Origin of the sequence: Nocardia sp. NPDC052254 (assembly GCF_040679495.1) — a bacterium.
Classification (GTDB): Bacteria; Actinomycetota; Actinomycetes; order Mycobacteriales; family Mycobacteriaceae; genus Nocardia.
The window spans coordinates 431988-446301 of the sequence record NZ_JBFAUW010000005.1; the positions used below are offsets into that span (position 1 = coordinate 431988).

Consider the following 14314-nt stretch of genomic DNA (forward strand, 5'->3'; position numbering starts at 1 on the left):
TCGGCTGTGTCTTCTGCCTTCGCTTCGCTGCGGCGGGGTTTCGGCCCTCTGGGCCTCGATTCTTCCCTTCTCCGCTCCTCCGCTTCGCTCCCCCGCTCCGGCAGTCCAGAATCGAGGCGGGCCGAAACCCACCCTGGAGCACCGTCCCGGGAGGGTTCAGCACAGTTGTCGGTCTGCGGGCTCGTGAGCCGGGCCGCCGCGATGGTTTCGACCCCTGGCCCCGACCCACCCGGGTGGACCATTCCCGGAACTTTCGCGCTGGTTGCTAGTCTCCGATTCGTGACTCGACCTGCCGCGATGCTTTCGGCGACCTCCGACGATGCGCAGGCGGTGCTCGCGTTGCGGGACGAGCTGGCGGGGTGGATGGTCGGCAACTCCATCGCGCAGTGGGTGCCCGGCGAATACCCGGCCGGTCGCCTGGCCACCGAAATCGGCTCGGGTGAGTGGTACGTCCTGCGGTCCGACGGCGGTGACCTCCAGGCCGCGGTGCGCCTGGCTTGGAACGATGCCGAGTTCTGGGGTGAGCACACCCCTGCCGGTTACGTTCACGGGCTGATGGTCGCGCCCTCGATGCGCGGCTTCGGGATCGGCAGCGCCGTCCTGCGGTTCTGCGCCGAGCGCACACTCGCCCACGGTCTCGCGACACAGCGGCTCGACGTCGTCGCGACCAATCCGGTGTTGCGCGCCTACTACGCCCGGCACGGGTTCGCCGAGGTCCGGCAGGTTCCGCTGCCCGCGCACTTCAACGGTGTCGCCAGTGTCGTATTACTGGAGAAATCCCTGGTCCCGGCGCCACGGGAGCCACTGAGCTGATCGCGTCCGGGGACGGTTCGCACAGGCGCGCGGACACCGCGACGCAGATAACCATGTCTGCGCCGATCCAGGTGACCGGATCGCGGCCCCACACTGCTGTGCTCGGGCCGCGATCCGGATCACCGTCGACGGAGCCTCACTCCCGCACGTAGTACCGCAGGGTTCCGTACGCGGTCAGGGCCGCGAACACGATGCCCACCGGGAGCACCGTCATCGCGACCACCGCGATGTCGTCGCCCGTGATGCGCGGGAAGACCTTGGAGGCGAACAGGTCGCCCAGGGCACGGTCGATCACCAGCGGGCGGGCGACGATCAAGCCGATCACCGCCAGCACAGAGCCCGCCAGCGCCGCGACCACCGCCTCCATCAGGAACGGCAGCTGCGTATACCAGCGGGTGGCGCCGACCAAGCGCATGATGCCGACCTCCTCGCGACGGGTGAACGCCGCGATCTGAACCATGTTCGCGATCAGCAGCAGCGCCGCCAGGGCCTGCAGCACCGCCAGGCCGAATGCCGCGTTCCGCAGGCCGTCGAACAGGCTGACCAGCCGATCGACGATGTCCTTGTCATTGCGCACGAATCCGACGCCGGGACGGCTCTGGAAGTCGGCGAAGATGCGCGGATACTGCCCGGTGTCGGCCATCTTGACCCGCAGCGAGGCCGGCAGCGGCGACTCACTGACATACTTGGCCAGCTCCGGCTGGTCCTTGAAGGTCTTCTCCTTGGCCTCGCGGATGGCTTCGGCGCGGTTGAGGAACTGCACCGATTCCACGCCCGGCTCGGCCTTGAGATCCGACATCAGGGCCCGGCACAGATCCTGGGAGCAGTCCGGATCGTTCGCCGAGACGTCCTCGGTCAGATACAGCCGCACCTCGAGCCGGTCGAGGAAGTACTGCTCGGTCTTGTCGGCCATCCGCACCGCGAGCATGCCGCCGCCGAGCATCGTCAGCGAGACGGCCGTGGTCAGGATCATCGCGATGGTCATCGTGATGTTGCGGCGCAGGCCGTTGAAGACCTCGCTGAACAGGAAGCTCGCGCGCATTACCGGCCCACCCCGTACACGCCGGTGGCCTCGTCACGAACCAGGCGGCCGCGATCGAGTTCGACCACGCGCCGGCGCATCGCGTCGACGATGTGGTTGTCGTGGGTCGCCATCAGCACCGTGGTGCCGGTGCGATTGATGCGTTCCAGCAGCATCATGGTGTCCTGACTGGTGTCGGGGTCCAGGTTGCCGGTCGGCTCATCGGCCAGCAACACCAGCGGACGGTTCACGAAGGCCCGGGCGATCGCGACGCGCTGCTGCTCACCGCCGGACAGTTCGCTGGGCAGCCGGTCCGCCTTACCGGACAGGCCGACCAGGTCCAGCGCCTCGGGCACGGCACGGTTGATGAACTTGCGGTTCTTGCCGATCACCTCCAGCGCGAAGGCCACATTCTGCTCGACCGTCTTCTGCTGCAGCAGCCGGAAGTCCTGGAAGACGCAGCCGATGCGTTGCCGCAGCCTGGGCACGCGGCGGCCGGGCAACCTGTCGACCCGGAAATCGGCGACATGCACCTCGCCGGCGGTCGGTTTGACCTCTTTCAGCAACAGTTGCATGAACGTCGATTTACCTGACCCGGACGGCCCGATAATGAAGACGAACTCGCCCTTGTCGACCTCGACCGAAACATTGTCCAGCGCGGGTCTCGTCGAAGTTTTATACGACTTGGTGACGTTCCGCAGGGTAATCACGAAGAGTCAGTGTAGCCAGCGAAGTCATGGCATTCTTCCCCCCACACCGGGTCATGCGATCTGTCACAGGGAAGTCAGTGGGCGGGCTCGGTCGTCATCGTGGATCCGGATACCGCATTCATGATCTTGGGGAGATCGGAATGGTCCGGAGTGGACGGTTTGACGAACAGATACACGACCAATGTCGCCACCCAGACGCTGACGAGGACGGCGGTCGATTTACGCAGTTTCACTCAAGCCCTCCCGGCGTAGTGCCGCGGCCACGCGCACCCGTAGCTCACGTCCCACATCGAATTGCTTACCCGGCAGCGTGCGGGCAACCATGCGGATGTTCATCTGGTCGACGGTCAGATCCTCCACGCCCATCACCGTAGGTTCGTCCAGCAGCAGCGATTTCAGGCGGCGATCCTGAAAGGCCCTGGCGCCCACCTCGTGCAGGATCTCGTTGACCTTGGTGATGTCGGCGGTGGCCGGAACCGGTATGTCGATCGCGGCGCGGGCCCAATCCTTCGACAGATTCGTGACTTTCACGATCTGACCGTTCGGCACGGTGACCACTTCGCCGTCGGGATTGCGCAGCGTGGTGATGCGCAGCGTGACGTCCTCGACCGTGCCCTCGGCGGGTTCGGACTGGCCGGTGACCGCGATCCGCACCACATCACCGAAGCCGTACTGCCGCTCGGTGATCAGGAAGAATCCGGCCAGCAGATCCTGCACGATGCGCTGCGCACCGAAACCGAGAGCGGCACCGATCACGGCGGCCGGAGCGACCAGGCCGCCGATGGGAAAGCCCAAGCGCTGCAGCACTTCCAGCGTCACCAGGAAATAGACGAGGGTCAGCAGCACCCAGGTGATGACCTGGGCGAGCGCGTGCCGATGCTTGGCGGCCTCGGTGCGGACCAGTGAATCACTGCTCTGGAATCCGGAGTCGATCCGGCGGGTGACACGGTCGCGCACGAAGGTCGCGAAGCGGCTGAACAGCATCGCGCCCACGATCAGCAGAACGATCTCGAGCCCGCTGCCACGCACGAAGTTGGTGAACTCGGTACCCGCTCCGGCGAGGGATGTCGTCATCGGCACATCCTCTCCGCAGTCAACCACGCACCGACACAAGCCATCTTGCCGACCGAACACACGTCAGACAGGTTACTACGGTTCCGCGGCGACCGAGCGGCCGTGATTGTGCCGTGATAGGCGAATCCGGATTTCATCTGCGATCGAAAATTCGCTGAATCACGCGTCCTGACGCATCCGCCAGCGGATTCCCTCTTCGATGAAGCCGTCGATATCACCGTCGAGAACCGCTGTCGGATTGTTCACTTCGAAGTTGGTCCGGAGATCTTTCACCATCTGGTACGGATGCAGGACGTACGAACGCATCTGGTTGCCCCACGAGGCACCCTCGGTGGTCTTGAGCGCATCCATCTCGGCGCGCTCCTCCTGCCGTTTGCGCTCGAGCAGTTTGGCCTGCAGCACCCGCATCGCCGAGATCTTGTTCTGCAGCTGCGATTTCTCGTTCTGGCAGGTGACCACGATGCCGGTCGGAATGTGGGTGAGCCGGACCGCGGAGTCGGTGGTGTTGACGCTCTGGCCGCCCGGGCCCGAGGAGCGGTAGACGTCGACGCGGACCTCGTTCTCGGGAATCTCGATGTGATCGGTGCCCTCGACCACGGGCAGCACCTCGACCTCGGCGAAGGAGGTCTGACGGCGACCCTGGTTGTCGAATGGGCTGATGCGCACCAGCCGGTGGGTACCCATCTCGACCGACAGCGTGCCGTAGGCATAGGGCACCTTCACCGCGAAGGTGGCGCTCTTGATGCCCGCCTCCTCCGCATAGGAGGTGTCGTAGATCTCGACCGGATACTTGTGGCTCTCGGCCCAGCGCACATACATGCGCATCAGCATCTGCGCCCAATCGGCGGCATCCACACCACCGGCGCCGGAGCGAATGTTGACCAGCGCCTCACGCTTGTCGTACTCACCCGACAACAGGGTGCGAACCTCCATCGCCTCCACATCGGCGTGCAGGGACGCGCGTTCGGCATCGGCGTCGGCCAGTGCGGCGGTGCGGGCCTCGCCCTCCTCTTCTTCGGCCAGCTCGTAGAGCACCGGCAGATCGTCGAGGCGTTGCCGCAACTCGGTGGCTCGGCGCAGCTCACCCTGCGCATGTGACAGCTCACTGGTGACCTGCTGCGCGTGTTCCTGGTTGTTCCACAGCTCCGGGTCCGCGGCCTGGTGTTCGAGTTCGTCGATACGCCGGCGCAGCTCGTCGATGTCGAGCACCGCCTCGACAGTCTTCAGCGTGGTGTCGAGTTCGGCGAGATCAGCGGAAACGTCAGGATGCACGGTGTTCCAATCTACCGGTCGCGTGCTGGGGCGGTGCAATCCGGCGAGGCGTGGTGCGGTATCGGACCCCAGGATGCCACCCGCCGGCACGACCGGGAGCGGACCGGCGGCCGACGCCGCAGACCGCGATGCTCAGCCGGAGACCGCGCGCAAACCGCCCGGACGCCGCCCGGTCAGCCGATCGAGCGCCGCGGCGGACGCATCGTCGGCGGGCAGGTGGACCTGGATGTACTGGTCGTCATCGGCGGACAGATCCAGACGCTCGTAGGCCAGGCGCAGCGGGCCCGCCTCGGGATGGTCCATCCGGACCACGCCGGTGGCGTCCGGCAGGCCGGGGATCGACGCCAGTCGCCGGGTGAACTCCGGGCCTGCCAGCAGGGAGAGGTCATCGATCAGCGCGGCGACGAGGGGGTCGGATCGGAACGGCCCCTGCTTGAGCGTGGCGATCGCCAGGTCGGCCTTGTGCTCCCAGTCGGGGTAGACGGCGCGGGCGCGCGGATCGGTGAACAGCCAGCGCGGCTGGTTCGCCGGCAGGCCGCCGTCGAGCTGCCCCGTCGGGCCCATCAACCCCCGATAGCCATCGGTGCAGGCCAGCACCTCGCCGATCCGGTTGAACACGGCCGCGGGAGCGGGGGCGAGCCGATCCAGGATCGCCAGCACCGGCGGTCGCACCACTCGATTGGGATGTGGGCTGCCGCTGCAGGTGAAGCCGGGCTCGGCGCCTTTGGCCAGCCGGTGCAGATGCACCCGCTGGGCCGGCGTCAAGGCGAGCACCTCGGCGAAGGACGACAATACGGCGGCCGACGGATGCCGATCGCGGCCCTGCTCGAGCCGGGTCAGATATTCGACGCTGACCCCGGCCAGGGTCGCCAGCTCGGCACGGCGCAGCCCCGGGGTCCGGCGGCGCGGCCCGGCCGGGAGGCCGACCTGCGCGGGTGCCACCGATTCCCGCAGGCCGCGCAGGAAGGTCCCGAGCTCGTTGTCGCTCACATCTCGAACCTAACAGCGTCGGCCGCGCGGAGGGTGGCCCCGCGACTACCACTCTCGGCACGGACTCCCTATCCGCCGCGCGCCCGGCCACAGTCGAGGGGAAGCGGCCGCCCGGCCGCGGCACCGACGCTCGAGGAGAGTCGAATTGTCCAGCAGTACCGTGAAACTCGCCGTGATCATCGCCAGTGTCCGGGAGGGCCGGTTCGGCCCGGTGGTGGCCGACTGGTTCGTCGAACAGGCCCGCCGCCACGAGGGTTTCGCGGTGCGGGTCGTCGATCTGGCCGAGGTGGACCTGCCGCTGGCCCTGCCCGCGATCTCGCCGATGATCGAGCCCGATCCGCCTCGCCCACAAGGGATGTTGCCGCTGACGCGCGCGCTCGACGAAGCCGACGCCGTCGTCGTGGTGACCCCCGACATCAACCGCAGCTATCCGGCCGCGGTCAAGGTGGCCATCGACTGGCATTTCACCCAATGGAGCGGTAAGACGATCGGGTTCGTGGGGTACGGCGGGAAGAGTGGCGGCCTCTACGCCATCGGTCACCTGCGACAGGTCTTCAACGAGCTCGACGCGCACACGGTCGGTGGCGTGGTCACCTTCCCGCGGTATTTCGAACTGTTCGACGCCGACGGCACACTGCACGATCCCTCCGGCCCGGAGACCGCTGCCCGCACCATGCTCGAGCAGTTGTATCGCTGGGCGGTACCCCTGGCTGCCCTGCGCCCCGCGGCCGAACCCGCATAGCACCCCGACAGCCCCCGAAATCGGCGCTCGGCCCGTCGACGAGCTCGCCGGCGACTCGCTCGCTGCCACCGTGTTCGGCCCGCTCAGTGGAACGCCGCGCGGCGGCCGGGACCGGGACCATTAGCCTCGATGCGTAAGAGCTGATTCGTGGACTTATCCAGCCGAACAGGAGGGTCGATGGGGACCATCGCCGTAACCGGTAGCGCGTCGGGTATCGGCGCGGCCGTCGCCGCGCATCTGGAGAAGGAAGGGCATCGGGTCATCGGCGTCGATCTTCGCGATGCCGATGTGACCGCCGACCTGGGCACACCCGAGGGCCGGGCGCAGGCGGTCGCCGAGATCACCCGGATCAGCGAGGGACGGCTCGACGGTTTCCTGCCCTTCGCCGGCGTCGCCGCCGCGACCGGCCGGCCCGGTGGCCTGGTGGTGTCGGTGAACTACTTCGGCGCCGTCGAACTGCTGGAGGGGCTGCGCCCGCTGCTGCGCGAATCCGATGCCGCCTCGGTGGTGCTGGTGTCGTCGAATTCCACCACGACACAACCGATGTGGCCGGTCGAACTGGCCGATGCCTGCCTCGCCGGCGAGGAGCAGCGCGCCCGGGAGATCGCGGAATCCTTCGGCGATCTGGGCGCCATCCAGGCCTACCCGGCCACCAAGGCGGCACTGGCCTGGTACGCGCGCACGAAGTCCGCCGAGTACATCGGCGAGGGCATCCGTCTCAATGCCATCGCACCGGGCATCATCGACACCCCGATGACGCAGGAGGGCAGCAAGGACGCGCTCACCGGCGAGGGGATGAAGCAGTTCCTCGCGATGACCCCGATCGGGCGGGCGGGACGACCGGAGGAGATCGCCGAACTCGCGGCATTCCTGTTGTCGGACAAGGCCGGATTCTTCGTCGGCTCGGTCATCTTCTGCGACGGCGGGATCGACGCCGCCTTCCGCGGTAAGGACTGGCCCGCGGTCTGGCAGCCGCAGCAGTGAACCGGTCGCCGGTGTGCGGGAAAGCCGCGCCCACTACGGTTGCGGTGTGAGCGAGCATGCCGGCGATCTCGAACTTGCCCTGCGCCTGGCCGATGAGGCCGACGCCATCACCCGTGAACGCTTCGGCGCACTGGATCTGAAGGTCGATTCCAAACCGGATCTGACGCCGGTGTCGGATGCGGATCTGGCCGTCGAGCGGGCATTGCGGGCCACGCTCATCGAGCGCCGCCCGCACGATGCGGTCCTGGGTGAGGAGTTCGGTGGCGATGCCGAACTCGTCGGCCGGCAGTGGGTGATCGATCCGATCGACGGCACCAAGAATTTCGTGCGCGGCGTCCCGGTCTGGGCGAGCCTGATCGCGTTACTGCAGGACGGCGTTCCGGTGGTGGGCGTGGTGAGCGCGCCCGCCCTGAGCCGGCGCTGGTGGGCCGCAACGGGTTCCGGCGCCTGGACCGCCTTCGGCGAGGGCGCCCCGACACCGATCTCGGTGTCCGCGGTGACGGGTCTGAACTCCGCGAGCCTCGCCATCTCGAGCCTGTCCGGCTGGCGCGATCTGGGCCTGCGCGATCAGTTGATCGACCTCACCGACCAGGTGTGGCGCACCCGCGGTTACGGCGATTTCTTCAATTACTGCCTGCTCGCCGAGGGTGCGGTGGACATCGCGACCGAGCCGGAGGTCTCACTGTGGGATCTCGCCCCGCTCGATGTCCTGGTGCGCGAGGCGGGCGGCACCTTCACGGCCCTGAACGGCACCCCCGGCCCGCATCACGGCAGCGCCGTCGCGACCAACGGGCTACTGCACGAATCGGTACTGAGTGCCCTGCGGGCCTGAACCGCACGATCGGGGCACAACTCGACAAGCCATGAGGACGCCGCATCCGCATCGATGCGGCGTCCGTCGTTGTCCCGGCGTTCACTCCGAAATCGGGGGCCGCGCTCTCCGTATGACGAAGGCGCCGGTCCAAGCCATGTTTCCGCACCGCCCGGCGCGATTGCCGCGGGTGCGCGCGGGATCGAGATCACCGCGATATCCGCTACTGCTCGACGGCGTTCTTACTCTGGAGTAAGATATACTTACTCGAAAGTAAGATGCTGGGACCGATCACCCGAACCCACCCGAGAAGACTGGTGACTATGAGCACTCGAGACACCGCAACCACGCGACGTCCGGATTCCGCTGTCGGCCTCAACCCGGTGAAGCGTGACTGGATGGGCGCCGCCATGCGGGTCATGACCACTATTACCGGGTCCGAGCTGGCCGAGAAGTACAACTTGCGCAAACCCATCGAACGGCTCACCTACGAGGGCACCAAGACCGGCTTCCGGACACTCGGCGCCGCGACCCGCGCGTTCGGCAAGGTTTCCGGCGGCGGAAAGCCGAAACGCCTGCCCGCCAACGAGTCCCGCACCAAGGACTACTTCGACCTCACCCCGACCGACGAGCAGCAGATGATCGTCGAGACGGTGCGCGACTTCGCCGGCGAGATCCTGCGCCCGGCCGCCTTCGAGGCGGACGCGGCGACCGCGGCCCCGAAGGATCTGCTCGAACGCGCCGCCGAACTCGGCATCACGCTGATCAACGTGCCCGAGGAACTCGAGGGCGCGGCCAGCGAGCGGGGCGCGGTCACCAATTCGCTGGTGGCCGAGGCACTCGCGCACGGCGACATGGGTCTGGCGCTGCCGATTCTCGCGCCCTCGGGTGTCGCGGTCGCGCTGTCACAGTGGGGTTCGGACGCGCAGCAGCAGACCTACCTCGGCGCCTTCACGGGTGAGAACGTGCCGCAGGCGTCGGTGGTCATCAGCGAGCCGCGCGCCCTGTTCGACCCGTTCGCGCTGCAGACCAAGGCCACCCGCTCCCCCAGCGGTTACCGGATCAACGGTGTCAAGAGCCTGGTTCCGGCCGCGGCCGACGCCGAGCTGTTCATCGTCGGCGCCGAAATCGACGGCCGCCCCGCGCTGTTCATCGTCGAATCCGATACCCCGGGTGTGGTCATCGAGGCCGATCCCAGCATGGGCCTGCGGGCCGCGGGACTGGGCCGGCTGATCCTGGACAACGTGGCCGTACCGGCCGAGGCGATCCTGGGTGACGGTGACGCCGCCCAGCGCGCCGAGGAGTACGCCGACGCGGTGCGGCTGGCCCGCCTGGGCTGGGCCTCGCTCGCCGCCGGCACCGGGCAGGCCGTGCTGGACTACGTCAAGCCGTATGTGAAGGAACGCGAGGCGTTCGGCGAGCCGATCGCGCACCGGCAGGCGGTCGCGTTCATGGTCGCCAATATCGCCATCGAACTCGACGGCCTGCGGCTCGTGACACTGCGGGGTGCGTCACGCGCGGAGCAGGGGCTCTCGTTCGCCCGTGAGGCGGCGCTGGCCCGCAAGCTCGCCACCGACAAGGGCATGCAGATCGGACTCGACGGCGTGCAGCTGCTCGGCGGGCACGGCTTCACCAAGGAACACCCGGTCGAGCGCTGGTACCGCGATCTGCGGGCCATCGGCGTCGCCGAAGGTGTGGTGCTCGTGTAGTTGGCGCGCTGACGCGCCCAGTTCAACAGCCAACTCCCCCAGGAGAACCCGAACATGATCAATCTCGAACTCCCGAAGAAGCTGCGGGCCAGCGCCAACCAGGCCCACCAGGTCGCCGCCGAGATCTTCCGCCCGGCCTCGCGCAAATACGATCTGGCCGAACACGAATACCCGGTCGAACTCGACACCATGGCCGCCATGGTGGAGGGCCTCGCGGACTCCGGCACCCAGGACATCTCCGGTGCGTCGGGCGGCCGTAAGGCCAAGTCGGGCACCGAGTCCGGTGGCGGTCACGCCACCGAACTGCTCGGCAACACCAACGGCGGCAACATGTCCGCACTGCTGAACGCTCTGGAAACCTGCTGGGGCGATGTGGGTCTCATGCTGTCGATCCCGTATCAGGGTCTCGGCAACGCCGCGATCGCCGCGGTGGCCACCGATGAGCAGCTCGAGCGGTTCGGCAAGGTGTGGGCCGCGATGGCGATCACCGAACCCTCGTTCGGCTCGGACTCGGCCGCGGTGTCGACCACCGCGGTACTCGACGGTGACGAGTGGGTGCTCAACGGCACCAAGATCTTCGTGACCGCCGGATCGCGCGCCACCCACATCGTGGTGTGGGCCAGTGTCGACAAGTCCAAGGGCCGCGCGGCGATCAAGTCGTTCGTGGTGCCGCGAGATGCCCCGGGCCTCACCGTCGCTCGCCTCGAGCACAAGCTGGGCATCAAGGCCTCCGACACCGCCGAGCTTCGTCTCGAGGACTGCCGTATTCCGGCCGACAACATCCTCGGCAGTCCGGAAGTCAACGTGGAGAAGGGTTTTGCCGGGGTCATGCAGACCTTCGACAACACCCGCCCGCTGGTGGCCGCGATGGCCGTGGGTGTCGGTCGCGCCGCGCTCGAGGAACTGCGCAAGATCCTCGAAGACGCCGGCGTGGAGATCTCCTACGACATCCCCGCCAACAACCAGCCCGCCGCGGCCGCGGAATTCCTTCGCCTGGAATCGGATTGGGAGGCCGCCTATCTGCTGTCGCTGCGCGCGGCGTGGATGGCCGACAACAAGAAGCCCAACAGCCTCGAGGCGTCCATGTCCAAGGCCAAGGCCGGCCGGATGGGCACCGACGTCACCCTCAAGGCGGTCGAGCTGGCCGGCGCCATCGGCTACTCCGAGCGAACCCTGCTGGAGAAGTGGAGCCGCGACTCCAAGATTCTCGACATCTTCGAGGGCACCCAGCAGATCCAGCAGCTGATCGTGGCCCGGCGGGTGCTGGAACTGAGCAGCGCCGAGCTGAAATAGGCTGGTAGACAATGAAAAACCGGTGCGAGTCTGCTCCTCGACTCGCACCGGTTCTTTCGTTCCCGGGCAGAGTGTTCTGTTCATGAGTCGGTCTCGGGCCGCCGCTGGGCCGCCTTCGACGGCGAGGCGAGCCGTTCATTCCGGTGCACAGTACAGCGCGGCGAATGCGCCTCGGCCGACGCGACTCAGCGGCAGCAATCGGGGTCGAGGACCACGCACAGCGCGGTGAGTGCGTCGCGTTTGGCGTGGTGTACGACGTTCATGCCGATGCGCTCGGAGTCGACGAGACCGGCCTTGCGGAGCTGACCGAGGTGATGGCTCACGGTCGACTCCGAGAGTCCGACCGCGGCGGCGAGATCGCCGCCGTTCTCGCCGGTGCCGGGACTGGCGAGCAGTAGCGACATCAGTTTCACTCGCACCGGGTCGGCCAGCGCCTTGAGTCGCAGGGCGACTTCGAGGGCGGCGGAGTCGTCGACCGGGCCCGCGGCCACCGGCGCACAGCACACCGGCGCGGACATGTCGATCACGGGCAGCGTCTTGGGCATGCAGACCAGACTACCTGCGATATTGACATATGTCGAAAAAGTGGCAGACTCGGCCTCATCACCTATTCGACATATGTCTCACTATGGAGGTTTTCATGTCCCGCGTGCAACTCGCCCTCAACGTCGACGACCTCGAGCGGGCGATCACCTTCTACTCGACCCTGTTCGACACCGCACCGGCCAAGCGCGAGCCCGGCTACGCCAACTTCGCGATCGAGCGGCCGCCACTGAAGCTGGTCCTGCTCGAGAACAGCGGCCAGGGTGGCACGATCAATCATCTCGGCGTCGAGGTCGACACCTCCGAACAGGTTCACGGCGAGATCGCGCGCCTGTCCGAGGCCGGCCTGTTCACCGAGGAGCAGATCGCGACCACGTGTTGCTTCGCCACCCAGGACAAGGTGTGGGTCACCGGCCCCAACGCCGAGAAATGGGAGGTCTACACCGTTCTCGCCGACACCGACAACTTCGGCGCCGCACCGGAATTCGCCACCGATGACGCCGAAGCCGTCCAGGCCTGCCGCAGCACCGGCAGTGCGCCCTCCGAGTCCGCTGTCGACGAGTCGGCGGCGTGCTGCACTCCCGGGGCGAAGGACAAGGCCACCGCCTCGGGCACCTGCCGCAACTGACCACACCGTCAGGGTGAGCGCGTTCACCGGGTGTTCGCTTGCCCTGCGATATCGATGTCGGTCAATATCGATGCATGTCCAAATCAGAGGTGTCGCCGGCTGCGCCGGTCGGCTGTGACCCCACTCCCACGGTGGGGCGCGCGTTGACCGGTGCGGAAGCGGTCGAGTTGGCGGTGATGTTCAAAGCCCTCGCCGATCCGGTCCGGTTGCGGGTGCTGTCGGCCATCGCGGCCCGCGCCGGTGGGGAGGCGTGCGTGTGCGATGTGTCCGACGGACTCGAGGTCACCCAGCCGACCATCTCCCATCACCTCAAAGTCCTGCGCGAGGCCGGGCTGGTCACCAGCGAACGCCGAGCCTCCTGGGTCTACTACCGCATCGTTCCCGAAGCTCTCGAACAACTGTCGTCGATACTCGGCAGACAGGACGCATTGGGGATGCCGGTGTGACGGCCACCGAATACGCCGATCACCCCGCGGTGGTCGGGAAGCTGTCGACACTGGATCGCTTTCTCCCGGTGTGGATCGGCGTCGCCATGGCGGCGGGTCTGCTACTCGGGCGTCTGATCCCCGGCCTGGGTGACGGCCTGTCCGCGGTCGAGGTGGACGGAATCTCACTGCCGATCGCGATCGGGCTGCTGGTCATGATGTATCCGGTGCTGGCCAAGGTCCGCTACGACCGCCTCGACACCGTCACCGGCGACCGCCGACTGCTCATCGGCTCCCTGGTATCGAACTGGCTGATCGGGCCCGCGCTGATGTTCGCTCTCGCGTGGCTGCTGCTGCCGGATCTGCCCGAGTACCGCACCGGGTTGATCATCGTCGGCCTCGCCAGATGCATTGCCATGGTGATCATCTGGAACGACCTCGCCTGCGGTGACCGCGAAGCCGCTGCCGTGCTCGTCGCGCTGAACTCGATCTTCCAGGTCGTCATGTTCGCCGCGCTCGGCTGGTTCTACCTTTCGGTCCTGCCCGGATGGCTCGGCCTGGAACAAGACGCGATCGACACCTCGCCGTGGCAGATCGCGAAATCGGTGCTGATCTTCCTCGGCATCCCACTGGTCGCCGGGTTCCTCACCCGCCGTCTCGGCGAGAAGGCTCGCGGGCGGAACTGGTACGAGTCGAGGTTGATTCCGCGGATCGGGCCCTGGGCGCTCTACGGGCTGCTGTTCACGATCGTGATCCTGTTCGCCCTGCAAGGCCACCAGATCACCTCACGGCCATGGGATGTCGTACGGATCGCCGTCCCGCTGCTGGCGTACTTCGCGATGATGTGGGGCGGCGGCTACCTCTACGGACGCCTGGCCGGGCTCGGCTACGAACGCACCACCACCCTCGCCTTCACGGCCGCGGGCAACAACTTCGAACTCGCCATCGCCGTCGCGATCGCCACCTACGGCGCCACCTCCGGCCAAGCCCTCGCCGGAGTCGTCGGACCCCTCATCGAAGTCCCCGTACTCGTCGGCCTCGTCTACGTCTCCCTCGCCCTACGCAACCGTCGAGACCAGCGACGTCGTGATCACCAAGGGCCGCGGCGACAGGTGCCCGTACTTCCCCGGCGTCGACCATCGCGACTGGAAACTCGATGACCCCGCCGGGCTCGGCATCGACGCGGTCCGACCCATCCGCGACGAAATCCGTTCGCTCGTAGAGCAACTGGTGGCACAACTGGTGCTGCGGCAAGCCTGAATTGGCACGGTGCACCGGTGCACCTGGGCGCGAACCGGC

At 67.2% G+C, this 14314-nt stretch carries 16 protein-coding genes and 1 pseudogene; 10 read left to right on the forward strand and 7 right to left on the reverse strand.

The window, feature by feature from the left end; genetic code table 11:
- The first annotated feature begins 279 nt into the window (after positions 1-279).
- Positions 280-813: a GNAT family N-acetyltransferase gene (locus AB0L57_RS16510; RefSeq protein WP_364962231.1), complete on the forward strand. Its 534-nt coding sequence runs from the start codon at positions 280-282 to the stop codon at positions 811-813.
- A 136-nt stretch (positions 814-949) separates the two neighbouring features.
- Here the strand turns inward: AB0L57_RS16510 and ftsX are convergent, their stop codons facing one another.
- From ftsX to AB0L57_RS16540, 6 genes are all read right to left on the reverse strand, one after another.
- On the reverse strand, positions 950-1855 hold the full coding sequence (gene ftsX, locus AB0L57_RS16515; protein ID WP_364962234.1) for a permease-like cell division protein FtsX: 906 nt from the start codon (positions 1853-1855) through the stop codon (positions 950-952).
- Positions 1855-2544, reverse strand: a complete 690-nt coding sequence (gene ftsE, locus AB0L57_RS16520) for a cell division ATP-binding protein FtsE (RefSeq protein ID WP_364962237.1) — start codon at positions 2542-2544, stop codon at positions 1855-1857. Before ftsE ends, ftsX begins: the two co-directional genes overlap by 1 nt.
- 74 nt (positions 2545-2618) lie before the next feature.
- Positions 2619-2777: a hypothetical protein gene (locus AB0L57_RS16525; protein ID WP_364962240.1), complete on the reverse strand. Its 159-nt coding sequence runs from the start codon at positions 2775-2777 to the stop codon at positions 2619-2621.
- Positions 2764-3618, reverse strand: a complete 855-nt coding sequence (locus AB0L57_RS16530) for a mechanosensitive ion channel family protein (RefSeq protein WP_364962243.1) — start codon at positions 3616-3618, stop codon at positions 2764-2766. Before AB0L57_RS16530 ends, AB0L57_RS16525 begins: the two co-directional genes overlap by 14 nt.
- Positions 3619-3777: 159 nt before the next feature.
- Positions 3778-4890 carry a peptide chain release factor 2 gene (gene prfB, locus AB0L57_RS16535; RefSeq protein ID WP_025347988.1) on the reverse strand — a complete coding sequence of 371 codons (1113 nt, stop codon included), beginning with the start codon at positions 4888-4890 and terminating at the stop codon, positions 3778-3780.
- A 132-nt stretch (positions 4891-5022) separates the two neighbouring features.
- Positions 5023-5880, reverse strand: coding sequence for a helix-turn-helix transcriptional regulator (locus tag AB0L57_RS16540; protein ID WP_364962247.1), 858 nt, complete (start codon positions 5878-5880; stop codon positions 5023-5025).
- A 145-nt stretch (positions 5881-6025) separates the two neighbouring features.
- On the opposite strand from AB0L57_RS16540, the gene AB0L57_RS16545 reads away from it, so the two are divergent.
- The 5 genes from AB0L57_RS16545 to AB0L57_RS16565 all read left to right on the forward strand — a co-directional run bounded on the left by AB0L57_RS16545 (position 6026) and on the right by AB0L57_RS16565 (position 11419).
- The gene (locus tag AB0L57_RS16545; protein WP_364962249.1) at positions 6026-6622 is read left to right on the forward strand and encodes an NAD(P)H-dependent oxidoreductase; all 597 of its coding nucleotides are present in this window, start codon (positions 6026-6028) and stop codon (positions 6620-6622) included.
- Between the two features lie 177 nt (positions 6623-6799).
- Positions 6800-7606 carry an SDR family oxidoreductase gene (locus tag AB0L57_RS16550; protein WP_364962252.1) on the forward strand — a complete coding sequence of 269 codons (807 nt, stop codon included), beginning with the start codon at positions 6800-6802 and terminating at the stop codon, positions 7604-7606.
- A gap of 46 nt (positions 7607-7652) precedes the next feature.
- On the forward strand, positions 7653-8438 hold the full coding sequence (gene hisN / locus AB0L57_RS16555) for a histidinol-phosphatase (protein WP_364962254.1): 786 nt from the start codon (positions 7653-7655) through the stop codon (positions 8436-8438).
- 302 nt (positions 8439-8740) lie between these two features.
- Complete coding sequence (locus AB0L57_RS16560) at positions 8741-10126, forward strand: acyl-CoA dehydrogenase family protein (RefSeq protein WP_364962257.1); 1386 nt, start codon at positions 8741-8743, stop codon at positions 10124-10126.
- Positions 10127-10180: 54 nt separating this feature from the next.
- Positions 10181-11419: an acyl-CoA dehydrogenase family protein gene (locus tag AB0L57_RS16565; RefSeq protein ID WP_364962261.1), complete on the forward strand. Its 1239-nt coding sequence runs from the start codon at positions 10181-10183 to the stop codon at positions 11417-11419.
- 185 nt (positions 11420-11604) lie between these two features.
- Here AB0L57_RS16565 and AB0L57_RS16570 read toward each other — a convergent pair whose 3' ends face one another.
- Complete coding sequence (locus AB0L57_RS16570) at positions 11605-11964, reverse strand: Rv2640c family ArsR-like transcriptional regulator (RefSeq protein ID WP_364962264.1); 360 nt, start codon at positions 11962-11964, stop codon at positions 11605-11607.
- Positions 11965-12059: 95 nt separating this feature from the next.
- Here AB0L57_RS16570 and AB0L57_RS16575 point away from each other — a divergent pair, with 95 nt between their 5' ends.
- The 4 genes and pseudogenes from AB0L57_RS16575 to AB0L57_RS16590 all read left to right on the forward strand — a co-directional run.
- Positions 12060-12590 carry an ArsI/CadI family heavy metal resistance metalloenzyme gene (locus AB0L57_RS16575; protein WP_364962267.1) on the forward strand — a complete coding sequence of 177 codons (531 nt, stop codon included), beginning with the start codon at positions 12060-12062 and terminating at the stop codon, positions 12588-12590.
- A gap of 74 nt (positions 12591-12664) precedes the next feature.
- Positions 12665-13036, forward strand: a complete 372-nt coding sequence (locus AB0L57_RS16580) for a metalloregulator ArsR/SmtB family transcription factor (RefSeq protein WP_364962270.1) — start codon at positions 12665-12667, stop codon at positions 13034-13036.
- Entirely contained in the window at positions 13033-14175 is a 1143-nt protein-coding gene (gene arsB / locus AB0L57_RS16585) for an ACR3 family arsenite efflux transporter (protein ID WP_364962273.1), read from the forward strand. Before AB0L57_RS16580 ends, arsB begins: the two co-directional genes overlap by 4 nt.
- Positions 14081-14275: pseudogene (locus tag AB0L57_RS16590) on the forward strand (heat-shock protein HtpX); the annotation flags it as partial. The gene arsB and the pseudogene AB0L57_RS16590, both read left to right, overlap by 95 nt.
- Between the last annotated feature and the right edge of the window lie 39 nt (positions 14276-14314).